This is a genomic window from Pseudomonas sp. LBUM1670, from assembly GCF_059695695.1.
Window position 1 is genome coordinate 2,116,384 of record NZ_CP166783.1, and the last position, 24,807, is coordinate 2,141,190.

Sequence of the window (24,807 nt, forward strand, 5' to 3'; positions counted from 1 at the left end):
GGCAGGCCTTGAGCTGAATTGGGCGTTAGGCACAGGAAATCGAGGCTCTATAGGAGTAGCACAAGTTAGCCTTTAGTCCCTGGCAGATCGATTTGTGCATCCAGCAAGGCCATAAAAGCCCGTGCTGCATTCGACAGCGTCCGTTCGGTGTGCAAGATATAGCCTAGCTGGCGAGTCAGTTGTATGCCCGGCAAAGGTATTCGTGCAACTTGATCGTCGAGCATGGTGCGCGGCAAAACGCTCCAGGCCAGGCCGATCGAGACCATCATCTTGATGGTTTCCAGATAATTCGTACTCATGGCGATGTTCGGCGTCAGGCTTTGGGCTTCGAACAGGCGCTGGACGATGTGGTGAGTAAAGGTGTTGCCGCCAGGAAATACGGCCGGATGCAGGGCGATATCCGCCAGACTGACCGCGCCATTGCTGATCAGTGAATGTTCCGGGGCGACCACGAAATCCAGCGGGTCGTCCCACACCGGCGTGGCCTTGACCAGAGCGTGGGGCTCGGGCGCGAGGGTAATGACGGCCAGCTCGGCGCGACCATGGAGGATTTCTTCGTAGGCCACTTCCGAATCGAGGAACTGAATATCCAGCGCGACTTGCGGGTAACGGCGGGTGAACTCCCTTAATAAAGGCGGCAAACGGTGCAGACCAATGTGGTGGCTGGTGGCCAGGGTCAGGCGACCGCTCACTTCGCCGGTCAGGTTGGTCAGGGCGCGACGGGTGTCGTCCAGCACGTTCAGAATCTGATAGGCCCGCGGCAGCAGGGCGCGGCCGGCCTCGGTCAGGCCCACTTCGCGGCCCAGACGATCAAACAGGCGCACCTTCAATTGCTGCTCCAGCCCGGCAATGCGTTTGCTGATTGCCGGTTGCGTCAGGTGCAGCCGTTCCCCCGCGCCGGAGAAGCTGCCGGTCTCGGCGATGGCAATAAAGGCATTGAGGTTAGCGAGGTCCATTGCTGTATTCCAGTTGGTTATCCAAAGCATAAAAAATATGAATTTGAGTTATTTAATGTAACCCCCTAGGATCGACCTCACAAGCCAAAGGGTTATTGAAACTTCATAGCCCGGGGCATAGAAACAAGCTGATGAGGAAACCGTCTGATGGCCGGCAAAACGCTCTACGACAAGCTCTGGGATTCGCACTTGGTCAAACAGCGCGATGATGGCTCTGCGCTGATCTACATCGATCGTCACATCATCCACGAAGTGACGTCGCCGCAAGCCTTTGAAGGCCTGCGTCTGGCCGGGCGCAAGCCTTGGCGCATCGATGCCAACATCGCGACCCCGGACCACAACGTACCGACCACGCCGGAGCGCAAGGGCGGCATCGAAGCCATTGTTGATCAGGTCTCGCGTCTGCAGGTTCAGACCCTCGACGACAACTGCGACGAATATGGCATCGTCGAATTCAAGATGAATGATGTGCGCCAAGGCATCGTTCACGTGATCGGCCCGGAGCAGGGCGCGACCTTGCCGGGCATGACCGTGGTCTGCGGCGACTCCCACACCTCGACCCACGGCGCATTCGGTGCCTTGGCTCACGGTATCGGCACGTCCGAGGTTGAGCACGTGCTCGCCACCCAGTGCCTGGTCGCCAAAAAAATGAAGAATATGCTGGTGTCCGTCGAAGGCAAATTACCGTTCGGCGTGACGGCCAAGGACATCGTTCTCGCTGTCATTGGCAAGATCGGCACCGCTGGCGGTAACGGCCATGCCATCGAGTTCGCTGGTAGTGCGATTCGTGATCTGTCGGTCGAAGGCCGCATGACCATCTGCAACATGTCCATCGAGGCCGGCGCTCGCGTAGGTCTGGTGGCTGCGGACGAGAAAACCGTGGCCTACGTGAAGGGCCGTCCATTTGCACCGAAAGGCGCGGAATGGGACTTGGCCGTCGAAGCCTGGAAAGACCTGGTAACGGATAAAGACGCCTCGTTCGACACCATCGTCGAACTCGACGCTACTCAGATCAAACCGCAAGTCAGTTGGGGCACCTCACCTGAGATGGTCCTGGCCGTTGATCAGAACGTTCCCGATCCTGCGAAGGAAATGGACCTGGTCAAGCGCGGCTCCATCGAGCGCGCCTTGAAGTACATGGGTTTGACCGCCAATCAGGCGATCACCGACATTCAGCTGGACCGCGTATTCATTGGTTCCTGCACCAACTCGCGGATCGAAGATTTGCGCGCTGCGGCCGTCATCGCCAAGGGCCGCAAAGTGGCTTCGACCATCAAGCAGGCCATCGTGGTGCCGGGCTCGGGTCTGGTGAAGGCGCAGGCTGAGTCGGAAGGCCTGGACAAGATTTTCCTCGACGCCGGTTTTGAATGGCGCGAGCCGGGTTGCTCGATGTGCCTGGCGATGAACCCGGACCGTTTGGAGTCGGGCGAGCATTGCGCATCGACCTCCAACCGCAACTTCGAAGGCCGCCAGGGCGCCGGTGGTCGTACCCACCTCGTGAGCCCGGCGATGGCCGCCGCTGCCGCGGTAAACGGTCGTTTCGTCGACGTCCGTGAATTGATCTAAAGGAGCGCAGCATGAAAGCTTTTACCCAGCACACTGGTCTTGTCGCGCCTTTGGATCGTGCCAACGTCGACACCGACCAGATCATCCCGAAGCAGTTCTTGAAGTCGATCAAGCGCACGGGTTTCGGCCCGAACCTGTTCGATGAGTGGCGTTATCTGGATGTGGGCCAGCCGTACCAGGACAACTCCAAGCGCCCGTTGAACAAGGACTTCGTCCTCAACGCCGAGCGTTATCAAGGCGCCAGCGTGTTGTTGGCCCGCGAGAACTTCGGTTGCGGCTCCAGCCGCGAGCACGCGCCATGGGCGCTGGAAGAATACGGTTTCCGCAGCATCATCGCGCCGAGCTACGCCGACATCTTCTTCAACAACAGCTTCAAGAACGGCTTGCTGCCGATCATCCTGAGCGACGCTGAAGTAGATGAACTGTTCGAGCAGGTTGAAGCGAATCCTGGCTACCAGTTGCAGGTTGATCTGGAAGCCCAGACCGTGACCCGTCCGGACGGCAAGGTGTTGAACTTCGAAATCGACGCATTCCGTAAGCATTGCCTGCTCAACGGTCTGGATGACATCGGCCTGACTTTGCAGGATCACGAGGCGATTGCGACGTTTGAAGCCAAGCATCGGGCGAGTCAGCCGTGGTTGTTCCGTGATGCTTGATTGATCCGAAATTTATGTAGGTAGAACCGGCCTCTTCGCGAGCAAGCCCGCTCCCACCTTTTGAAATGCATTCCAATGTGGGAGCGGGCTTGCTCGCGAAGACGGCAGCTCAGCAACACAAATACAAGGGCTTCACTATGACCAGCACCGCCCACACTCAGGTTGTACAAAAGCAATTCGGTGAACAGGCCTCGGCCTACTTGAGCAGCGCCGTCCACGCTCAAGGCACCGAATTCGCCCTGCTACAAGCTGAGCTGGCCGGGCAGGGCGATGCCCGGGTGCTGGACCTGGGCTGCGGCGCCGGTCACGTGAGTTTTCATGTGGCTTCGCTGGTGAAAGAAGTGGTGGCCTGCGACCTCTCGCAGCAAATGCTCGACGTGGTCGCCGTCGCAGCCGTTGATCGGGGTTTGAGTAATGTAACCACGGTCCTCGGCGCCGCCGAACGCCTGCCGTTCGCCGAGGGCGAGTTCGATTTCGTCTTCAGCCGTTATTCGGCGCACCATTGGAGCGATCTCGGCCTGGCCCTGCGTGAAGTCCGCCGGGTGCTGAAACCGGGCGGCGTGGCGGCGTTCATCGACGTGTTGTCACCGGGTAGTCCGTTGTTCGACACTTACCTGCAAAGCGTCGAAGTGCTGCGCGACACCAGCCATGTGCGCGATTATTCCGCTGGCGAGTGGCTGCGTCAGGTCAGCGAGGCGGGATTGCACACTCGCAGCACTACGCGTCAACGCCTGCGTCTGGAGTACAGCTCCTGGGTCGAACGCATGCGCACACCGCCAGTGATGCGCGCCGCGATCCGCGAGTTGCAGCAGTCGATGGGCAACGAAGTACGCGAATATTTTGAGATTGAGGCCGATGGTTCGTTCAGTACAGATGTGCTGGTGCTGATGGCGGAACGATAGAATTTTTCCGGGAGTGCCCTGGGCACACCGACTGATGACATGAGGAAAGCATGAGCAAGCAGATTCTGATTCTCCCGGGTGACGGTATTGGCCCGGAAATCATGGCCGAAGCGGTCAAGGTGCTGGAACTGGCCAACGACAAGTACAGCCTGGGCTTCGAACTGAGCCACGATGTGATCGGCGGCGCCGCCATCGACAAGCACGGCGTGCCGCTGGCCGACGAAACCCTGGAGCGTGCCCGCGCAGCCGACGCTGTCCTGCTGGGCGCGGTGGGCGGTCCGAAATGGGACACCATCGAACGTGACATCCGCCCTGAGCGCGGCCTGCTAAAAATTCGTGCGCAACTGGGCCTGTTCGGCAACCTGCGCCCGGCAATCCTGTACCCGCAATTGGCCGAGGCTTCGAGCCTGAAAGCTGAAATCGTTTCCGGTCTGGACATCCTGATCGTTCGCGAGCTGACCGGCGGTATCTATTTCGGCGCGCCACGCGGCACCCGCACCCTGGAAAACGGCGAGCGTCAGTCCTACGACACCCTGCCGTACAGCGAAAGCGAAATCCGCCGCATCGCCCGTGTCGGTTTCGACATGGCCATGGTGCGTGGCAAGAAACTGTGCTCGGTGGACAAGGCCAACGTATTGGCTTCCAGCCAGCTGTGGCGTGAAATCGTCGAGGAAGTGGCCAAGGATTACCCGGAAGTCGAACTGAGCCACATGTACGTCGATAACGCCGCCATGCAGCTGGTGCGCGCACCGAAGCAGTTCGACGTGATCGTCACCGACAACCTGTTTGGCGACATCCTGTCCGATCAGGCGTCGATGCTCACCGGTTCCATCGGCATGCTGCCGTCGGCGTCGCTGGACACCCACAACAAGGGCATGTACGAGCCGTGCCACGGTTCGGCGCCGGACATCGCGGGCAAGGGCATCGCCAACCCGTTGGCGACCATTCTGTCGGTGTCGATGATGTTGCGTTACAGCTTCAACCAACAGGGCGCGGCGGATGCGATCGAGAAAGCCGTTAGCCTGGTATTGGACCAGGGCCTGCGCACGGGCGACATCTGGTCGACCGGTTGCACTAAAGTCGGTACGCAGGAAATGGGTGACGCAGTAGTCGCCGCGCTGCGGAATCTGTAATCTCTCGGGCCCGCTGCCACTTTCCACTTCGAAAGCAGCGGCCCACTTTTCAATAAGGTGTAGTTGCGATGAAACGTGTAGGTCTGATCGGTTGGCGCGGTATGGTCGGTTCCGTGCTCATGCAGCGGATGCTGGAAGAGCAGGATTTCGATCTCATCGAGCCGGTGTTTTTCACCACTTCCAATGTCGGTGGCCAAGGCCCGTCCGTGGGCAAGGACATTGCTCCGCTCAAGGACGCTTACAGCATTGAAGAGCTGAAAACCCTCGACGTGATTCTGACCTGCCAGGGTGGCGATTACACCAGCGAAGTCTTCCCGAAGCTGCGCGAAGCCGGCTGGCAGGGTTACTGGATCGACGCCGCTTCCAGCCTGCGCATGCAGGACGACGCGGTGATCGTGCTGGACCCGGTGAACCGCAAGGTCATCGACCAGCAGCTCGACGCGGGCACCAAGAACTACATCGGTGGCAACTGCACCGTCAGCCTGATGCTGATGGGTCTGGGCGGTCTGTTCGAGGCCGGTCTGGTCGAGTGGATGAGCGCCATGACTTATCAGGCGGCCTCCGGTGGCGGCGCGCAGCACATGCGTGAACTGATCAAGCAAATGGGCGTGACTCACGGCGCTGTCGCCGATCAACTGGCCGACCCGGCCAGCGCCATCCTCGACATCGACCGCCGTGTGGCCGAAGCCATGCGCAGCGACGCATACCCGACCGAAAACTTCGGCGTACCGCTGGCCGGCAGCCTGATCCCTTGGATCGACAAGGAACTGCCGAACGGCCAGAGCCGCGAAGAGTGGAAGGCCCAGGCCGAGACCAACAAGATCCTCGGTCGCTTCAAGAGTCCGATCCCGGTGGACGGTATCTGCGTGCGCGTCGGCGCCATGCGCTGCCACAGCCAGGCACTGACCATCAAGCTGAACAAAGACGTGCCGATCGCCGACATCGAAGGGCTGATCAGCCAGCACAACCCTTGGGTCAAACTGGTGCCGAACAACCGCGACATCAGCATGCAGGAGCTGAGCCCGACCAAGGTCACCGGCACCCTGAATGTTCCGGTTGGCCGTCTGCGCAAGCTGAACATGGGTTCGCAGTTCGTCGGCGCGTTCACCGTCGGCGACCAACTGCTGTGGGGCGCGGCCGAGCCGCTGCGTCGCATGCTGCGGATTCTGCTTGAGCGTTGATTGATTGAAGTAATGAAAGAACCCGTGCCTTGAAAGAGGTGCGGGTTTTTTATTGTCGACAGCCTGACATTGATCAGGTGCTTGACAGGCCGCCTTCGCGAGCAAGCCCGCTCCCACATTTGAAATGCATTCCAATGTGGGAGCGGGCTTGCTCGCGAAGAGGCCGTCACAGGCGCCGGAAAACCCCCACCGAATTGCCTGCACGCCAACCACCCGGTAAAGTGCCGCTCCCCCCGTTTCGCCAGAGGTAGAACCATGAGCCAGTCCTTTGATATTGCCGTGATCGGCGCCACCGGTACTGTCGGCGAAACGCTGGTGCAGATCCTTGAAGAACGTGACTTTCCGGTCGGCAACCTGCATCTGTTGGCCAGTAGCGAATCCGCCGGGCATTCGGTGCCGTTTCGCGGCAAGAACGTGCGGGTGCGGGAAGTCGATGAGTTCGACTTCAGCAAAGTGCAACTGGTGTTCTTCGCCGCAGGCCCGGCGGTAACCTTGAGTTTCGCCTCACGCGCCACGGCCGCCGGGTGCTCGCTGATCGATCTGTCCGGCGCCTTGCCCGCCGATCAGGCGCCGCAAGTGGTGCCGGAAGCCAATGCCCAGGTGTTGGCCGGTCTGAAAAAACCGTTCCAGGTCAGCAGCCCAAGCCCGTCGGCCACCACATTGGCTGTGGTGCTCGCGCCGTTGCTCGGTTTGCTCGACCTGCAACGCGTCAATGTGACCGCCAGTCTGGCCGTCTCTGCCCAGGGCCGCGAAGCTGTCACCGAACTGGCCCGGCAAACCGCCGAGCTGCTCAATGTGCGGCCGCTGGAGCCAACCTTCTTCGATCGGCAGATGGCTTTCAACCTGCTGGCGCAAGTCGGCAAGCCGGACGATCAAGGCCATACGCTGCTGGAAAAACGTCTGGTGCGTGAACTGCGTCAGGTCATGGCCTTGCCTTCATTAAAGATTTCCGTCACTTGCATTCAAGCCCCGGTGTTTTTTGGCGATAGCTTTAGCGTGACCCTGCAATCCGCAAGCGCTGTGGACCTGGCAAAAATCAACGAAGCGCTGGAAGACGCTCCGGGTATCGAGCTGGTGGAAGCCGGCGATTATCCGACCCCGGTCGGCGACGCGGTAGGGCAGGACGTGGTCTACGTTGGTCGGGTTCGCGCTGGAATCGACGACCCGTCGGAACTTAATTTGTGGCTGACGTCAGATAACGTACGCAAAGGCGCGGCGCTCAATGCTGTGCAGGTGGCTGAATTGTTGATAAAAGACCTGCTGTAAAAGATACTTGGCAACAATTTGCAGAATGATTCTGGCCGGGCGCCATGCCGGGCCGGATTGCTGAAGGCAAGCCACCCTGCGGTGCTTTCCGGGGCATGAAAGAAATGATCGCGCGCGACGACCCTTCGCCGCCGCGCGCAATGCCTTACGGCAGCGACTATCAACACCTTCTCGCTGGCCGAGGAATGTTCAAACAAAGGATGAGGCTATGGTTCAAGTTCGCAAACTGGTGTTAGCAATAGCGGCCGCCTCGGCGCTGTCCTCCGGTATGGCGCATGCGCTCGGGCTCGGGGAATTGACCCTGAAGTCGTCGCTGAACCAGCCGCTGGTGGCGGAAATCGAACTGCTCGACGTCAAGGACCTCACCGCTGCCGAAGTGGTGCCGAGCCTGGCGTCGCCGGAAGACTTCGCCAAGGCCGGTGTCGACCGCCAGGCGTTTCTCAACGACCTGAGCTTCACACCGGTGCTCAATGCCAGTGGCAAAAGCGTCCTGCGTGTGACCTCCAGCAAGCCGCTGTCCGAACCGATGGTGAAATTCCTGGTTCAGGTGATGTGGCCCAACGGTCGCCTGCTGCGCGATTACAGCGTGCTGCTCGATCCGTCCAAATTCTCGCCGCAAACCGCTGAAGCGGCTGCGCAACCGGCACCGACCCAGACGGTCACTGCACCCGTGACCGGCGCCACCAAGCCGACCCAATACACCACCACGCCACGCGATACCCTGTGGGAAATCGCCGCGAAGGCGCGTAATGGCGGTTCGGTTCAGCAAACCATGCTGGCCATCCAGGCGCTGAACCCGGATGCGTTCATCAACGGCAACATCAACCTGCTGAAAACCGGTCAAGTCCTGCGCCTGCCGGATCAGACGCAGAGCGCCAGCGTGCCGCAACCCAAGGCCGTTGCTGAAGTTGCTGCGCAGAACACCGCGTGGCGACAGGGTCGTCGCTATGTGGCGAAGCCCGGTGCCGGGCAGCAACAACTCGATGCGACCACGCGCGGTCGCGGCGAAGGCGCTCCTGCACAGCCTGCCAAGGATAATCTGAGCCTGGTGTCTGCCGAGTCCGGCAAGACCGGTGGCAAAGGTGCCGCCGGCGACGCCAAGGCGTTGAGCAACAAGCTGGCCGTGACCCAGGAAAGCCTCGACACGACCCGTCGTGACAACGCTGAACTGAAAGGCCGCATGACCGATCTGCAAAGCCAGCTGGATAAGCTGCAGCGCCTGATCGAACTGAAGAACAATCAACTGGCCAAGTTGCAGGCTGAAGGTGCTGCGGGTGCGCCGGCTGCTGCGACGACGGCTCCGGCCATCTCGGCCGAATTGACGCCGAGCCCTGCGCCAGTAACGCCAGCCCCGGTGGCGGCCGCCCCTGAGGCAACGCCTGCCCCGGCCGAGACGCCTGTCGAGCCAGCGCCAGCCGCGTCTGACGATCAAAAATTCAATGACTTGCTGACCAATCCGGTGCTGCTGGGTCTGGTCGGTGGCGGGGCGGTGGTTCTGCTGCTGTTGCTGTTGCTGCTGTTGCTGGCCCGTCGCCGCAAAGCCCAGCAGGAAGCCGAGAAACACCTGCGCATGGCCCGTGCCTTGTCCGAGGAGCAGGAATTCTCGGTTGATCAGGACTTGCCTGAAAGCAGCTTCGAAGGTCTGGAAGTGCCGCCGCCAAGCGTGAAGCTCGCGACCGCGCCGGCCCCTGCACCAATCCCGGCACCTGCTCCGGCTCCGGTCATTGCGCCGGTGGTGGTCACGCCGCCGATCGCCGCGCCACTGGTCGCGCCTGCCGCTGATCGCGATGACGACGTGCTGACCAAGGCGCAGTCGCACATGGCCGCCGGTCGTCTGAATCAGGCTGCTGCGTTGCTGGAAGACGGCATCAAACAAGAGCCTCAGCGCAGTGACCTGCGTCTGAAGCTGATGGAAGTCTACGGACAGCAGGGCGATCGCGATGCGTTCGTGGCTCAGGAACGTCAGCTCGTGGCCAACGGCGAAAACTTCGCTCGTGTCGAAGAGCTGAAAAGCCGCTTCCCGGCCATGGCTGTCGTCGTGGCTGGTGGCCTGGCGGCTGCGGCCGTCGCTGCCGAACTGGACGCCCAATACGTCAAGGACTTGTTGATGGACGAGCCCGAAGAACCGGCGCCGGCAGCACTGGCCGATGACGACTTCGACAGCGCGTTTGATCTGAGTCTGGATGATCTGGAAGATGCCTCTCCTGCGGTGGTTGCACCTGAGCCGGCACCTTCGACAGAGGCTTTGGCCGAGCTGGATGAATTCCCGCTGGACGACGACCTGAGCTTTGGGTCGGTGCTGCAGCAGCAGACCGAAATCAAGGAAAACCTCGACGACCTGTCGGACTTTGACCTGGACATGGATCTCGGTGCCGAGCCGTCGTCGGGGTTGCTGGCGGAAGATGATTTCCTGTTGAGCCTGGATGACGACATCAAGGACCTGCCTGCTACTGACGTGCCGGCCGTGCCTGAGGTGGCTCTGGATGATCTGGAGCTGCCGGCTGATTTCGATCTGTCGTTGTCCGAAGAAATGGCTGAGCCGAATGCGTTCGCGGCAGAGCTGGATGACGTCAACGCCGAGCTGGATCGTCTGTCCCAGAGCATTGCCGAGCCGACTTTCACGGCAGAAGACGCATTGGCCTCTGCAACTGAAGAGCCGGAATTCGATTTCCTCTCCGGCACCGATGAAGTCGCCACCAAGCTCGACCTGGCCCAGGCCTACATCGACATGGGTGACGCCGACGGCGCGCGTGACATCCTCAACGAGGTCGTGACCGAAGGTGATGCTGGTCAGAAGAGCGAAGCCAAGGAGATGCTTGCGCGTCTGGCTTGAGTGAGCGGTAAAGCGTAAACAAAACGGCAGCCCATTGAGGCTGCCGTTTTTTATTCTGCCGGGTGCGATGGCGCCTGATCGGACGTCTTCGCGGGCAAGCCCGCTCCCACAAGGTTTTGTGAGCGACACAAATCACTGTGGGAGCGGGCTTGCTCGCGAAGGGTCCATCACATTCAACACAGTATCGACGCTTATACTGGCATCCCGATCCAGCGGCCTTATAATGCCCGCCTTTGCGTACATCAGCAGGCTGTCCCTCCTTGGCAAATATAGATAACCCGGCTGCCGAAATGGCGGCTGACGGCTTTTTCCGCATCGCCTTGGGCGTTGAATACAAAGGCTCGCGCTTTCGCGGCTGGCAGCGTCAGGCGTCCGGTGTGCTCACGGTGCAGGAAACCCTGGAAAAGGCCTTGTCCAAAGTCGCCGACTCACCGGTGTCACTGCTCTGCGCCGGGCGCACGGACGCCGGCGTGCATGCGTGCGGTCAGGTGGTGCATTTCGATACGCAGGTCGAGCGTTCGATGAAAGCCTGGGTCATGGGCGCCAACATCAACTTGCCCCACGACGTCAGCGTCAGTTGGGCCAAGGTCATGCCGGCGCATTTCCATGCGCGGTTCAAGGCCATCGCCCGGCGCTATCGCTACGTGATCTACAACGATCAGATCCGCCCGGCGCACCTGAACGAAGAAATCACCTGGAATCATCGCCCCCTCGACGTCGAGCGCATGGCCGAGGCCGCGCAATACCTGGTCGGCACCCACGACTTCAGCGCTTTCCGCGCGGGCCAGTGCCAGGCCAAGTCGCCGATCAAGGAGCTGCATCACCTGCGCGTCACGCGTCACGGCAAGATGATCGTGCTGGACATCCGCGCCAGCGCCTTCCTGCACCACATGGTGCGCAACATTGCCGGAGTCCTGATGACCATCGGCGCCGGCGAGCGTCCGGTGGAGTGGATGAAAGAAGTGCTGGAGAGCCGGATTCGCCGTTCCGGCGGGGTGACGGCGCATCCATTTGGCTTGTATCTGGTGCAGGTCGAGTACCGCGACGAGTTCGAATTGCCCGAGCGTTACATCGGTCCACACTTCCTGACCGGTTTCGCCGAACTTGACGGCTGACGCCCTCGAACGCATTTGTTACCATCCGGGACTTTCCCGGATTTGCCCTGAGGTTTTATCGACATGTCAGCCGTTCGCAGCAAGATTTGCGGGATTACCCGCATAGAAGATGCGTTGGCGGCGGTCGAGGCCGGGGCTGATGCCATCGGGTTTGTGTTTTACGCCAAGAGCCCGAGGGCCGTGACGTTCCAGCAGGCGCGCGACATTATCAAGGCGCTGCCGCCGTTCGTGACCACTGTGGGCTTGTTCGTCAACGCCAGCCGCTGCGAGTTGGGCGAACTGCTCGACGCCGTGCCGCTGGACCTGTTGCAGTTTCATGGTGATGAAACCGCAGCCGACTGTGAAGGCTGGCATCGGCCGTACATCAAGGCGCTACGGGTCAAGGCCGGCGACGATATCGCGGCGGCATGCGATGCGTTTCCGAGCGCCAGCGGTATCCTGCTCGACGCCTACGTTGAAGGCGTACCCGGCGGAACCGGCGAAGCATTCGACTGGTCTCTGATACCGCAAGGCTTGAGCAAACCGATCATCCTCGCGGGCGGCTTGACGCCGGACAATGTCGCCGAGGCGATTGCCCGGGTCCGGCCTTACGCCGTGGACGTCAGCGGTGGGGTAGAGGCAAGCAAGGGCATCAAGGATCACGCAAAGATTCAGGCATTCATCAAGGCTGTACGTAGTAGCACGTAGTTGATGTGACGGCTGGCAGACTGCCGCCGTCCCAAAATGCACTGCGCTGCATAAAGCAGGCACGGCTGAGGATTGATGGGTTGTACGCAGGTCACGCTTCACTGACCCGGCCATCCACCAATCATCGCCACACACATGAATTTAGCTCAAGGGCATACGCGGGGCTGCGAACCAGAGCGTTCGGGCCGCCGGTACTGGAGAAAGAAAGCATGAGCAACTGGTTAGTAGACAAACTGATCCCTTCGATCATGCGTTCCGAGGTCAAGAAGAGCTCGGTGCCTGAAGGTCTGTGGCACAAATGCCCGTCTTGCGAGGCTGTGCTGTATCGTCCGGAGCTGGAAAAGACCCTGGACGTTTGCCCCAAGTGCAACCACCACATGCGTATCGGCGCCCGCGCCCGTATCGACATTTTCCTCGACGCCGAAGGCCGCAGCGAGCTGGGCGCGGACCTGGAGCCGGTCGACCGCCTGAAATTCCGTGACGGCAAGAAGTACAAGGACCGTCTGACCGCTGCCCAAAAGCAGACCGGCGAAAAAGACGCACTGATCTCCATGAGCGGCACCCTGCTGGGCATGCCGGTGGTGGTTTCGGCCTTCGAATTCTCCTTCATGGGCGGCTCCATGGGCGCCATCGTCGGTGAGCGCTTCGTGCGCGCCGCCAACTACGCCCTGGAAAACAAATGCCCGATGATCTGCTTCGCCGCTTCCGGTGGTGCGCGGATGCAGGAAGCCCTGATTTCCCTGATGCAAATGGCCAAGACCTCCGCGGTGCTGGCGCGTCTGCGTGAAGAAGGCATTCCGTTCATCTCCGTGCTGACGGACCCGGTCTACGGCGGTGTTTCCGCCAGCCTGGCGATGCTCGGCGACGTGATCGTCGGTGAGCCGAAAGCCCTGATCGGTTTCGCCGGTCCACGCGTGATCGAACAGACCGTTCGCGAAAAACTGCCGGAAGGTTTCCAGCGCAGTGAGTTCCTGCTGGAGCATGGCGCGATCGACATGATCATTCACCGTCAGGAGCTGCGTCCGCGTCTGGGCAACCTGCTGGCGCAACTGACCGGCAAGCCGACGCCGAAATTCGTTGCCGCACCCATCGAGCCGATCGTGGTTCCGCCGGTGCCAGCCAACCTATGACTGAACGTACCCTTGGCGAGTGGCTCGCCTACCTTGAGCAGTTGCACCCTTCGGCCATCGACATGGGGCTGGAGCGCTCGCAACAGGTAGCGTCACGCATGGGGCTGGGCAAGCCGGCGCCTCGGGTGATCACGGTCACCGGCACCAACGGCAAGGGTTCTACCTGCGCATTCGTGGCTTCGTTGCTGCGGGCGCAGGGTCTGAAAGTCGGTGTCTACAATTCTCCGCACCTGCTGCGTTACAACGAGCGGGTGCAGGTCAACGGCGTCGAAGCGACTGACGCCGAGCTGTGCGAAGCCTTCGCTGCGGTAGAGGCTGGCCGTGGCGAGACTTCCCTGACGTATTTCGAGATGGGCACCCTGGCGGCGTTCTGGCTGTTCCAGCGGTCTGGACTTGACGCTGTGGTGCTGGAAGTCGGCTTGGGCGGACGTCTGGACACGGTCAACGTGGTGGATGCCGACATGGCGTTGGTGACCAGCATTGGCGTTGATCACGCCGATTATCTGGGCGACACCCGTGAGTCCGTGGCCTATGAAAAGGCCGGCATCTTCCGCCAGGGCGCGCCCGCGCTCTGTGGCGATCTGAATCCTCCTCAACCTCTGCTGGACAAAGCGCGCGAGCTGGCTTGCCCGTTTTTCCTGCGTGGGCGCGATTTTGACCTCGGTGTGACCGATCACAGTTGGCAGTGGCGTGGCCTGGACGCTCAAGGGTGTGTGGTCGAATTGCGCAATTTGCCATTGCTCGATCTGCCGATGGAAAACGCCGCACTGGCATTGCAGGCTTATCTGCTGCTTGGTTTGCCTTGGGTAGATGCGCAAATTATTGATGCCCTGAAAGCCACGAAGGTGGTCGGGCGTCTCGATCGCCGGCAGTTCGACTGGCAGGGCAAGCGTCTGAATCTGTTGCTGGACGTGGGGCATAACCCCCATGCGGCCGAATATCTGGCCCGTCGCCTGGCGAGCCGACCACCGGTCGGCAAACGTCTCGCAGTATTTGGATTGCTGGCAGACAAGGATCTGGATGGTGTTGTCGGCGAATTGAATGCTAGTGTCCAGCACTGGGCCGTTGCGCCGCTGGATTCACCGCGGGCGCGGCCGGTCGCCGATTTGCACGGGGCGTTGCAGAACCTTGGTGCTTCGGTAGCGTCCTATGACAGCGTGGCCGCCGCCCTGGAAGGGCAGTGCGCGCTGGCGACGAGCAACGACGAGATTCTGTTGTTCGGATCATTTTATTGTGTCGCCGAGGCCCTTGAATGGCTGGCTCGGCGCTCCACGGAGGAAGTGGCAAATGGCATTGCTGGATAAGGCTTACAAACAGCGCATGGTCGGCGCCTTGGTGTTGGTGGCGCTGGCAGTGATTTTCCTGCCGATGCTGTTTTCCCGACAGGATGAACAGCGTCAGGTAACGGTCGACGCGCCGGCTGCGCCGCAGGCGCCTTCGGTGCCGCAGGTTCAGGTTGAGCCGGTGGTCGTGCCCGAGCCCCAGGCCTTGCCGCAAGAGCCCGTGCCGAGTGATGACGACATCGCCCAGCAGGAAGAGCCATCGATGCCGATCGCACCGACTGCGCCCGTCGCGCCTGCGCCTGCCGCAAAACCGGTAACGCCGCCTCCAGCGCCGGCTCCGGTCAACAAACCGACGACTGCACCCGGTCAGCCGATTACCGCCGCACCGGGCAAGCCGGACACTACGCAAAGTCGCGTCGACGCCAATGGCCTGTCGGTCAGCTGGTCGGTGCAACTGGCCAGCCTGTCGAACCGTGCCAGTGCAGAAAACCTGCAAAAAACCCTGCGCAGCCAGGGTTACAACGCCTACATCCGCACGGCTGACGGCAAGAATCGGGTATTCGTCGGGCCACTGATCGAGCGTGCAGAAGCCGATCGTCTGCGTGACTTGTTGAACCGCCAGCAGAACCTCAAGGGTTTTGTGGTGCGCTTCCAGCCTGAGCGCGGTTGAAAACTATCGCCCCGATTTGAAATGCACTGACAATCGCAGCTTACCGATAAGCATGGGCTCTGCTAAAATGCGCCGCCTTATCCGTCTGTAGGCTGCACTGTGCCATTTACCTGGGTTGACTGGGCGATCGTTGCAATCATCGCCATCTCCGCATTGATCAGTCTGAGCCGCGGCTTCGTCAAGGAAGCATTATCGCTGGTGACCTGGATCATCGCAGGAGTCGTTGCCTGGATGTTCGGTGGTGCATTGTCCGAGTACCTCGCCGGATACATCGAAACGCCATCGGCTCGCGTGATCGCGGGCTGCGCAATAATGTTTGTCGCCACGCTGATCGTAGGCGCAATGATCAATTATCTTATCGGCGAATTGGTTCGCGTCACCGGGTTGTCCGGGACCGATCGATTCCTCGGCATGGCCTTCGGCGCCGCGCGTGGCGTGTTGCTGGTGGTCGTGGCGGTCGGGCTGTTGAGCCTGGGGCCGGTACAGCAGGACGGGTGGTGGCAACAGTCGCAGCTCGTGCCAAAATTTCTATTGGTTGCAGACTGGTCCAAAAACCTGATCCTCGGGTGGAGCAGTCAGTGGCTTGCCAGCGGTATCAGCGTACCCGCTGAAATACCGTTCAAGGAGCACCTCTTGCCGACGGCCAAAACGCCTCAGTGAGTTGTGTTCAGTTCAGATCCATTAAGTAGGGGTTGCGTCGCATGTGTGGCATCGTCGGTATCGTCGGTAAGTCGAACGTCAATCAGGCGCTGTATGACGCGCTAACCGTCCTCCAGCACCGCGGCCAGGACGCTGCCGGTATCGTGACCAGCCATGACGGCCGGTTATTCCTGCGCAAGGACAACGGCCTGGTGCGTGACGTGTTCCATCAGCGTCACATGCAACGTCTGGTCGGCCACATGGGCATTGGCCATGTGCGTTATCCGACCGCTGGCAGCTCGACTTCGGCCGAAGCTCAACCGTTCTACGTCAACTCGCCTTACGGCATCACCCTGGCGCACAACGGTAACCTGACCAACGTTGAACAGCTGGCCAAGGAGATTTACGAATCTGACCTGCGCCACGTCAACACCAACTCCGATTCGGAAGTGCTGCTGAACGTGTTCGCGCACGAGCTGGCCCAGCGCGGCAAGCTGCAGCCGACCGAAGAAGACGTGTTCGCTGCGGTCACTGACGTGCACAACCGTTGCGTCGGTGGTTACGCCGTCGTGGCGATGGTGACCGGCTACGGCATCGTCGGTTTCCGCGACCCGCACGGCATCCGTCCGATCGTCTTCGGCCAGCGTCACACCGACGAAGGCGTCGAGTACATGATCGCCTCCGAAAGCGTGTCCCTGGACGTGCTCGGTTTCACCCTGATTCGCGACCTGGCACCGGGCGAAGCGGTCTACATCACTGAAGACGGCAAGCTGCACACCCGTCAGTGCGCGACCAACCCGTCCCTGACCCCCTGCATCTTCGAACACGTCTACCTGGCGCGTCCGGATTCGATCATCGACGGCGTGTCGGTCTACAAGGCCCGTCTGCGCATGGGCGAGAAGCTCGCCGAGAAGATCCTGCGCGAGCGTCCGGATCACGACATCGACGTGGTCATCCCGATCCCTGACACCAGCCGCACTGCGGCGCTGGAGCTGGCGAACCACCTGGGCGTCAAGTTCCGCGAAGGCTTCGTGAAGAACCGCTACATCGGCCGGACCTTCATCATGCCGGGCCAGGCCGCACGGAAAAAATCCGTACGCCAGAAGCTCAACGCCATCGAACTGGAATTCCGTGGCAAGAACGTGATGCTGGTGGACGACTCGATCGTTCGCGGCACCACTTGCAAGCAGATCATCCAGATGGCCCGCGAAGCCGGCGCCAAAAACGTGTATTTCTGCTCCGCGGCACCGGCCGTTCGCTACCCGAACGTCTACGGCATCGACATGCCGAGCGCTCACGAACTGATCGCGCACAACCGTTCGACTCAGGACGTCGCTGACCTGATCGGCGCTGACTGGCTGATCTATCAGGACTTGCCTGACTTGATCGAAGCAGTGGGTGGCGGCAAGATCAAGATCGACAAGTTCGATTGCGCGGTGTTCGACGGCCAGTACGTCACCGGCGATGTCGACGAGGCCTACCTGAACAAGATCGAGCAGGCACGCAACGATGCCTCCAAGGTCAAGACGCAGGCAGTCAGTGCGATCATTGATCTGTACAACAACTGAGTAACTACCGGCCTGTATCTGTAGGAGCGAGGCTTGCCCGCGAAGGCGGTATCACAGGCAACAATGATGTTGAATGTGACGACCCCTTCGCGGGCAAGCCTCGCTCCTACGTAATGGGTGTTCCCCTCCAGGCCGGTTTTGTATCTATTACCGAGCAAGGCAAGGAGTGACAGCATGAGTCAGGATTGGGATGCCGGTCGGCTGGACAGCGACCTCGAAGGCGTAGCGTTCGATACCCTGGCCGTACGCGCCGGTCAGCACCGCACGCCGGAAGGCGAACACGGTGATCCGATGTTCTTCACTTCCAGCTACGTATTCCGTACCGCCGCTGATGCGGCCGCGCGCTTCGCCGGGGAAGTGCCGGGCAACGTTTACTCGCGTTACACCAACCCCACCGTGCGCGCGTTCGAAGAGCGCATTGCCGCGCTGGAAAGCGCCGAGCAAGCTGTGGCTACCGCCACCGGCATGGCCGCGATCATGGCGGTGGTGATGAGCCTGTGCAGTGCTGGCGATCATGTGCTGGTGTCGCGCAGTGTGTTCGGTTCGACCATCAGCCTGTTCGAGAAGTACTTCAAGCGCTTCGGCATCGAAGTCGATTACGTGCCTCTGGCGGACCTGTCCGGCTGGGATGCGGCGATCAAGGCCAGCACCAAATTGTTGTTCGTCGAGTCGCCATCCAATCCGCTGGCCGAGCTGGTGGATATCGCCGAGCTGTCGAAAATCGCTCATGCCAAAGGCGCGATGCTGGTGGTCGACAACTGCTTCTGCACGCCGGCATTGCAGCAGCCGCTGAAGATGGGCGCGGACATCGTCGTGCACTCGGCGACCAAGTTCATCGACGGCCAGGGCCGTTGCATGGGCGGTGTTGTGGCGGGTCGCAGCGAGCAGATGAAAGAAGTGGTCGGTTTCCTGCGCACTGCCGGACCGACCTTGAGTCCATTCAATGCCTGGATTTTCCTCAAGGGCCTGGAAACGCTGAGTCTGCGCATGAAGGCGCACTGCGCCAATGCCCAGCAACTGGCCGAGTGGCTGGAGCAGCAGGACGGTATCGAGAAAGTCCATTACGCCGGCCTGAAGAGCCACCCGCAGCATGAACTGGCTCAGCGTCAGCAGAAAGGTTTCGGTGCTGTGGTGAGTTTCGAGGTCAAGGGCGGCAAAGAGGGTGCGTGGCGTTTTATCGATGCGACGCGGTTGATTTCGATCACCGCCAACCTTGGCGACAGCAAGACCACCATCACGCACCCGAGCACGACCTCTCACGGCCGTCTGGCACCGCAGGAGCGTGAAGCAGCGGGTATTTGTGACAGCCTGATCCGCATTGCGGTCGGTCTGGAAGACGTGGCCGACCTGCAGGCGGATCTGGCGCGCGGGTTGGCTGCCTTGTGATCGAGTTGTCCACGCCGACTACCGGTTCCAATGGCCGAGTTGCACTGGTCACCGGTGCTGCGCGGGGCATTGGCCTGGGGATTGCGGCCTGGCTGATCAGCGAAGGCTGGCAGGTGGTGCTGACGGATCTGGATCGGGTACGCGGTTCGAAGGTGGCGAAGGTGCTGGGCGACAACGCCTGGTTCATCGCCATGGACGTTTCGAACGAAGGGCAGGTGGCGTTGGGCGTCGCCGAGGTGCTGGGGCAGTTCGGGCGTCTGGATGCGCTGGTGTGCAACGCGGCAGTGGCCGATCCCCACAACATCACCCTGGAAAGCCTTGATCTGGCTTACTGGAATCGGGTGTTGGCGGTGAATCTCAGCGGGCCGATGCTGTTGGCCAAGCACTGTGCGCCGTACCTGCGTGCCCACAGCGGGGCGATCGTCAACCTGGCCTCGACCCGCGCTGGACAGTCGGAACCCGACACGGAGGCTTATGCGGCGAGCAAGGGCGGGCTGTTGGCCCTGACTCACGCGTTGGCGATCAGCCTGGGTCCGGAAATTCGTGTCAATGCGGTCAGTCCTGGCTGGATTGATGCGCGGGATCCCTCGATACGCCGTGCCGAACCGCTGACCGAGGCCGACCATGCGCAGCATCCGGCGGGCAGGGTAGGGACGGTCGAGGACGTGGCAGCGATGGTTGCGTGGCTCTTGTCGAAGAATGCGGGTTTCGTCACGGGTCAGGAGTTCGTGGTCGATGGTGGCATGACCAAGAAGATGATTTACAGCGACTGATAGGACGGAGTGCTGTCTGCGGCATTGATGTTGAATTTGCCGCCGCCTTCGCGAGCAAGCCCGCTCCCACAGTGGACCGCGTTTCCTCAGGCAACATGCGTTCTAATGTGGGAGCGGGCTTGCTCGCGAAGGCGGTCTCACTATTGCCAACGTTGTCCCGAATGACATGTTTTTGTCTTTTTCAGAAAAACTTCAAGCGGGCTATTGACTTAGCTTCGTTAGGTGCGTAAATTTCGCGGCCTCGGAGAAGCAAAGGGTGATTAGCTCAGCTGGGAGAGCGTCTGCCTTACAAGCAGAATGTCGGCGGTTCGATCCCGTCATCACCCACCACTTCTTGAGAGTCTTGCGAAAGCAAGATGGAAGCTGAAAAGCCTCCACCGACGCGCAGCGGTAGTTCAGTCGGTTAGAATACCGGCCTGTCACGCCGGGGGTCGCGGGTTCGAGTCCCGTCCGCTGCGCCATATTTTCCGAGTCAGGTACGCCCTGATTCGAGATTGAAAGAGAGATTGAAAAGTCTCGGAGCTTTCAATCAGACGAGTTAGGACGCAAGTCCAAAGCGATACGCAGCGGTAGTTCAGTCGGTTAGAATACCGGCCTGTCACGCCGGGGGTCGCGGGTTCGAGTCCCGTCCGCTGCGCCATATCTGCCTCAAGGCCCACTGAACGCCTTGCAGCTACGAAGGAAACCTCTGGTTTATCTTCGAGTCGATAGCAAAGACCCTGGTCGAAAGACCGGGGTTTTTTGTGTCTGCGATTTGACTTCTCTGAATCTGAAACACAGCCCCTGTAGGAGCGAGCTTGCTCGCGAAGAACCTCAACGATGACGTAGCGCTTTTGTAAGCCCGCGTCGTCTGATCGTTCTTCGCGAGCAAGCTCGCTCCTACAGGGGGAGTGTGCCATCTCACAATTCAAACCTTTCTACTCGGTCCGTGCACAAAGGACTTCCTTCGCGACACCGATATTAATTAGAATCACTCTCATTTACGATAACTCCTTGGCACAGGGCTTCTTGAGATGAGTGATGCAGCGATGCCGAAGGAGCAAACCCTTCACGACCTGTACCGCGATCACCGTGGCTGGCTTGAAAGCTGGTTGAGGAGACGCATGGGCAACGGCTGTGATGCGGCGGACCTGAGCCAGGACACGTTCCTGCGTTTGCTCGCCAGCTCTCAACGGATCGCTGACCTGCAAGAGCCCCGTGCCTATCTACTGACAGTCGGCAAACGCCTGCTGAGCAATTTCTACCAGCGTCGCAGCCTCGAGCAGGCCTATCTCGCCGCGCTGGCGTCGATGCCCGAAGAGTGTGCGCCATCACCCGAGCAGCGCTGGCTGCTGCTGGAAACCCTGCAAGCGCTGGATGAGCTGCTCGATGGGCTGCCGAGGGCGGTGCGCAGGGCGTTTCTCTGGAGTCAGCTCGAAGGCTTGAATTACCAGCAAATCGCCGAGCGTCTGCAGGTGTCCGAGCGCACGATCAAACGCTACATGGCGCAAGCCTACGAGCATTGCCTGCTGGTGGAACTGTGAACAGTCAAACGTCCGATGCCCGTCAGGCTGTCCGTGCTGCGGCGCAGTGGCTTGCGTTGCTGGAATCTGGCGGCGCCAATGAGCAGGATCGAGCGAATTTACAGCGTTGGCGTGATACGTGTGCCAGTCACGAGCAGGCCTGGCAGAAGGCGCAAGCCTTGCGTCAGCGTTTCGCCGATCTGCCTTCAGGGTTGGCGTTGAGCAGTCTGGATCGTCCTGATCCGGGGCGGCGCGTGGTGCTCAAGCGCGCATTGGGCGCGGTGGTGCTGGTGCCGACGGCCTGGCTCATCAGCCGTCAGTTGCCTCTGGAGGTCTGGCGTGCCGACCTGCACACCGCCACCGGCGAGCGCAAAAAAGTGCAGCTCGCCGATGGCAGTTCCTTGCAACTCAACACCGCCAGCGCCGTCGATGTGGATTTGCAGAACCGCCGCGTGAAATTGATCGAGGGCGAACTGTCGCTGAGGGTGCCGGGTGCGGCGCCGATGATGATCCAGACCAGGTTCGGAAACGTAATCGTCAGCCAGAGCGAAATCTGTGTTCGTCAGGCTGCGCACGGCTGCCGGGTGTCGGTGTTCAATGGTTCTGTGCAGTTGCAGCCCTTGCAAGGTCCGGCCTTGGCCTTAAGCGCTGGTCAGCAGGCCAATCTTCAAATCGCGGGTGCCGGAGCAACCATGCCATTCGATGCGCTTGCTCCAGGTTGGCGCGAGGGCGTGCTGATGGCGAAGAACCAGCCGCTCGGCGATTTCCTCCGCGAACTGGGCACTTATCGACCGGGCGTCCTGCGTTGGGAGCCGGAGCTGGAAACACTGCGTGTCACCGGCAGTTTCCTGCTGGACGACACTGATCGCGTCCTCGCGTTGCTCGCGGCCAGCCTGCCGCTGGAGGTGCATTCCCGAACCCGTTACTGGGTCACGTTGCTGCCGCGCAAAAATAGTGTGTGAAGCCTGTCCCCTTTTTTCGGCTCGCTTGTCATTCAAGGCATGTGAACGAATCAAGAGAGCCCTTTCAATGTCCGCAACTTGCAATCCACGCCCGGCGTCTTTCCGCCTGCGTCCGTTGTTGCACCTGAGCCTGTTGTTGAGCCTGAGTGCCAGTCCATTGTTCATGACTGCAAGCTGGGCCGAAGACAGTGCCCGGCGCAATTATCAGGTGCCTGCCGGCAGCCTGAGCGATGCGCTGACCCGTTTCGCCGGGTTGGCTGGCGTCAATCTCTCGGTAGACCCGGCGCTGGTGAGCGGTCGCAACAGCACCGGTCTTTCCGGCGAATACGCCGTGGAGGAGGGCTTTGCCCGGCTGTTGCAGGGTTCCGGTCTACAACTGCAACCGGTGGGCGAACAGGCTTACATCCTGACCCCGGCGCCAGAAGGCAGCAGCCTGCAACTGGCCCCCACCTCGATTCTCGGTGCGACCGGCGGGGCGGACGGCGAGGTGTACGCCGGCGGCCAGGTCGCGCGCCGCGGTTCGCAAGGTCTGCTGGGCTCGAAAGACTTCATGGAAACGCCGTTCAGCATGACCACCTACACCAGCGAGGCGGTCAAGAACTTGCAGGCGCGTACCCTTGGCGAGCTGATTGCCAGCGATCCTTCGGTTCGCGCCACCAACCCGGCCGGTGGGCGTTATGAGCAATTCACCATTCGCGGGTTCAGCCTGTTCAACAGTGATGTCGCCTACAACGGTCTGTACGGCGTCCTGCCGACCTACACGATCGACATGGAGATGGCCGACCGCGTCGATATCATCAAAGGCCCGAGCCAGCTCATCAACGGCATCTCGCCGCGAGGCGCCGTGGGTGGCGGGATCAACGTGGTGCCCAAGCGTGCGACCGACAAGCCGATCACTTCGTTTACCGGCAACTACGCGTCCGACAGCCAGACCGGCGGTGCCGTGGATATTGGCAGGCGCTTCGGTGAAGACAACAAATTCGGGATTCGTTTCAACGGCGTGAAGCAGTCCGGCGACACCGAATGGGATCACCAGAATGTCGACCGCGAGATGGCCGTACTGGGCCTGGATTTTCGCGGTGAGCGCCTGCGACTCTCGACCGACCTTGGGCGCACCGAGCGTGATACCGACGCGCCGCAAGAGCGCGTGCAGGTCGGCGCTAACGCGCAGGTACCGCATGCCAGTGATGTGCGTCACAACTATGCGCAGTCCTGGAGCAAGGCGAGTACCAACGACACGTTCGGCACGGTGAACGGCGAATTCGATGTCAGCGATAACGTCATGTTGTACGGCGGTGTAGGGGCGCGCGAAAGCAATCATGACTTCCTCCGTCATGCCGTTGCGGTCACCAACAACAAGGGCGACTTCAGCGTTCAGCCCCGTGACTTCACCCGTGACGAAAGTGTCCGGACGGCTACCGCCGGGGTGCGCAACTGGTTCCACACCGGCCCGGTGAGCCATGAGGTCAACCTGGCCGCCAGCTATTTCTACATGGACTTCGAAAATGGCGGCGCCCGTTATGCCGCGGCCAACAGCAACCTCTACAACCCCGTGGAAACACCCACGCCTGTCAGGCCCACTCGACTCGATTCGAAGGTCTACACCGAGAACCGCTTCAGCGGCGTGGCGCTGGCCGACACACTGGGTTTCTTCGATGACCGGCTGCTGCTGACCCTTGGCGCCCGCTGGCAGCGCGTGAAGGTCGACGATTGGACCGGTGATGTCAAAGGCGACACCGCCTACGATGAGGAAAAGGTCTCGCCGTCGGGCGGCATCCTGTTCAAGGCGACCGACAAGCTATCGCTGTATGCCAACTACATGGAAGGCCTGAGTCAGGGCAAGATTGCACCGTCGACCTCGATCAACGAGGACGAAATCTTCCCGCCGTTCGTCAGCCGCCAGGTCGAGGTCGGCGCCAAGTATGACGCAGGTGCGTTTGCCGTGACCGCCGCGGTGTTCCGGATCAAGCAGCCGGCCTATGAAACCAACGCCACGACGCGGGTTTTCGGCCCGAACGGCAAGCGCCAGAACGACGGGGTGGAACTGAGTGTGTTCGGTGAGCCGCTCAAAGGTTTTCGCTTGCTCGGCGGTGTCATGTACATCGACAGCGAGTTGACCCATACCACCAATGGCACCTTCGACGGCAACCGCGCGCCGGCCACACCGAAATACAACGTCAACCTGGGCGCCGAGTGGGACGTGCCGCACGTACAGGGCTTGACGCTGACCAGTCGTGGCATCTATTCCAGCTCGCAGTTTCTGGACCAGTCCAACAACAAGGAAATCGACTCGTGGGAGCGTTTCGACGTGGGCGCACGCTATGCGTTCAAGGTCGAGGAGAAGAACATCACCCTGCGGGCCAATATCGAGAACGTGGCAGACAAGCGCTACTGGAGTTCGGCCGGGGCCTCGGATGACAGCGAGCCTGGATTGACGTTGTCGACGCCGCGCACCTACCTGCTTTCGGCGACTGTCGACTTCTGAATCGAACCTGTGGGAGTCTGCTCGCGAAGGCGGAGGCACATCCGAGATATCTATGCCTGACCTGACGCCATCGCAAGCAGGCTCTCTCCCGCATTGGTTTTGCGCCGTTGCACA

20 protein-coding genes and 3 tRNA genes are annotated in these 24,807 nt (G+C 60.8%); 22 read left to right on the forward strand and 1 reads right to left on the reverse strand.

What is annotated here, in order from left to right:
- Positions 1 to 65 precede the first annotated feature (65 nt).
- Positions 66 to 956 (reverse strand): LysR family transcriptional regulator, encoded by an 891-nt coding sequence (locus ACA073_RS09645; RefSeq protein WP_497403060.1) that lies wholly within the window; start codon positions 954 to 956, stop codon positions 66 to 68.
- Positions 957 to 1,103: 147 nt separating this feature from the next.
- Here ACA073_RS09645 and leuC point away from each other — a divergent pair, with 147 nt between their 5' ends.
- From leuC to ACA073_RS09755, 22 genes are all read left to right on the forward strand, one after another.
- On the forward strand, positions 1,104 to 2,522 hold the full coding sequence (gene leuC / locus ACA073_RS09650) for a 3-isopropylmalate dehydratase large subunit (RefSeq protein WP_497403061.1): 1,419 nt from the start codon (positions 1,104 to 1,106) through the stop codon (positions 2,520 to 2,522).
- Between the two features lie 11 nt (positions 2,523 to 2,533).
- Positions 2,534 to 3,178 carry a 3-isopropylmalate dehydratase small subunit gene (gene leuD, locus ACA073_RS09655; protein ID WP_497403062.1) on the forward strand — a complete coding sequence of 215 codons (645 nt, stop codon included), beginning with the start codon at positions 2,534 to 2,536 and terminating at the stop codon, positions 3,176 to 3,178.
- A 137-nt stretch (positions 3,179 to 3,315) separates the two neighbouring features.
- On the forward strand, positions 3,316 to 4,080 hold the full coding sequence (locus tag ACA073_RS09660) for a class I SAM-dependent methyltransferase (protein WP_497403063.1): 765 nt from the start codon (positions 3,316 to 3,318) through the stop codon (positions 4,078 to 4,080).
- A 50-nt stretch (positions 4,081 to 4,130) separates the two neighbouring features.
- Entirely contained in the window at positions 4,131 to 5,213 is a 1,083-nt protein-coding gene (gene leuB, locus ACA073_RS09665) for a 3-isopropylmalate dehydrogenase (RefSeq protein WP_497403064.1), read from the forward strand.
- Positions 5,214 to 5,281: 68 nt separating this feature from the next.
- Positions 5,282 to 6,394 (forward strand): aspartate-semialdehyde dehydrogenase, encoded by a 1,113-nt coding sequence (gene asd, locus ACA073_RS09670; protein WP_008037636.1) that lies wholly within the window; start codon positions 5,282 to 5,284, stop codon positions 6,392 to 6,394.
- A gap of 255 nt (positions 6,395 to 6,649) precedes the next feature.
- On the forward strand, positions 6,650 to 7,660 hold the full coding sequence (locus ACA073_RS09675) for an aspartate-semialdehyde dehydrogenase (RefSeq protein ID WP_497403065.1): 1,011 nt from the start codon (positions 6,650 to 6,652) through the stop codon (positions 7,658 to 7,660).
- Between the two features lie 208 nt (positions 7,661 to 7,868).
- The gene (locus tag ACA073_RS09680; protein WP_497403066.1) at positions 7,869 to 10,493 is read left to right on the forward strand and encodes a FimV/HubP family polar landmark protein; all 2,625 of its coding nucleotides are present in this window, start codon (positions 7,869 to 7,871) and stop codon (positions 10,491 to 10,493) included.
- Between the two features lie 290 nt (positions 10,494 to 10,783).
- Positions 10,784 to 11,608: a tRNA pseudouridine(38-40) synthase TruA gene (truA, locus tag ACA073_RS09685; RefSeq protein WP_214384750.1), complete on the forward strand. Its 825-nt coding sequence runs from the start codon at positions 10,784 to 10,786 to the stop codon at positions 11,606 to 11,608.
- A gap of 63 nt (positions 11,609 to 11,671) precedes the next feature.
- Entirely contained in the window at positions 11,672 to 12,295 is a 624-nt protein-coding gene (locus ACA073_RS09690) for a phosphoribosylanthranilate isomerase (protein WP_214382090.1), read from the forward strand.
- A gap of 209 nt (positions 12,296 to 12,504) precedes the next feature.
- Positions 12,505 to 13,425, forward strand: a complete 921-nt coding sequence (gene accD / locus ACA073_RS09695) for an acetyl-CoA carboxylase, carboxyltransferase subunit beta (RefSeq protein ID WP_497403067.1) — start codon at positions 12,505 to 12,507, stop codon at positions 13,423 to 13,425.
- Entirely contained in the window at positions 13,422 to 14,729 is a 1,308-nt protein-coding gene (folC, locus tag ACA073_RS09700) for a bifunctional tetrahydrofolate synthase/dihydrofolate synthase (protein WP_497403068.1), read from the forward strand. Before accD ends, folC begins: the two co-directional genes overlap by 4 nt.
- Entirely contained in the window at positions 14,713 to 15,378 is a 666-nt protein-coding gene (locus ACA073_RS09705; RefSeq protein ID WP_497403069.1) for an SPOR domain-containing protein, read from the forward strand. Before folC ends, ACA073_RS09705 begins: the two co-directional genes overlap by 17 nt.
- 99 nt (positions 15,379 to 15,477) lie before the next feature.
- Entirely contained in the window at positions 15,478 to 16,038 is a 561-nt protein-coding gene (locus ACA073_RS09710) for a CvpA family protein (RefSeq protein ID WP_017337640.1), read from the forward strand.
- A gap of 41 nt (positions 16,039 to 16,079) precedes the next feature.
- Positions 16,080 to 17,585, forward strand: a complete 1,506-nt coding sequence (purF, locus tag ACA073_RS09715) for an amidophosphoribosyltransferase (protein ID WP_007935163.1) — start codon at positions 16,080 to 16,082, stop codon at positions 17,583 to 17,585.
- Between the two features lie 174 nt (positions 17,586 to 17,759).
- A complete protein-coding gene (locus ACA073_RS09720) occupies positions 17,760 to 18,971 on the forward strand; it encodes an O-succinylhomoserine sulfhydrylase (RefSeq protein ID WP_497403070.1) in 1,212 nt (403 codons plus the stop codon).
- On the forward strand, positions 18,968 to 19,744 hold the full coding sequence (locus ACA073_RS09725; RefSeq protein ID WP_497403071.1) for an SDR family oxidoreductase: 777 nt from the start codon (positions 18,968 to 18,970) through the stop codon (positions 19,742 to 19,744). The genes ACA073_RS09720 and ACA073_RS09725 overlap by 4 nt, the downstream gene beginning before the upstream one ends.
- A gap of 254 nt (positions 19,745 to 19,998) precedes the next feature.
- Positions 19,999 to 20,074, forward strand: a tRNA-Val gene (locus ACA073_RS09730).
- Positions 20,075 to 20,128: 54 nt separating this feature from the next.
- Positions 20,129 to 20,205, forward strand: a tRNA-Asp gene (locus ACA073_RS09735).
- A 102-nt stretch (positions 20,206 to 20,307) separates the two neighbouring features.
- A tRNA-Asp gene (locus tag ACA073_RS09740) sits at positions 20,308 to 20,384 on the forward strand.
- Between the two features lie 373 nt (positions 20,385 to 20,757).
- Positions 20,758 to 21,267: a sigma-70 family RNA polymerase sigma factor gene (locus tag ACA073_RS09745; RefSeq protein ID WP_497403072.1), complete on the forward strand. Its 510-nt coding sequence runs from the start codon at positions 20,758 to 20,760 to the stop codon at positions 21,265 to 21,267.
- Entirely contained in the window at positions 21,264 to 22,208 is a 945-nt protein-coding gene (locus tag ACA073_RS09750; protein ID WP_497403073.1) for a FecR domain-containing protein, read from the forward strand. Before ACA073_RS09745 ends, ACA073_RS09750 begins: the two co-directional genes overlap by 4 nt.
- A gap of 67 nt (positions 22,209 to 22,275) precedes the next feature.
- Positions 22,276 to 24,693, forward strand: a complete 2,418-nt coding sequence (locus ACA073_RS09755; RefSeq protein ID WP_497403074.1) for a TonB-dependent siderophore receptor — start codon at positions 22,276 to 22,278, stop codon at positions 24,691 to 24,693.
- The last annotated feature ends 114 nt before the right edge of the window (positions 24,694 to 24,807 follow it).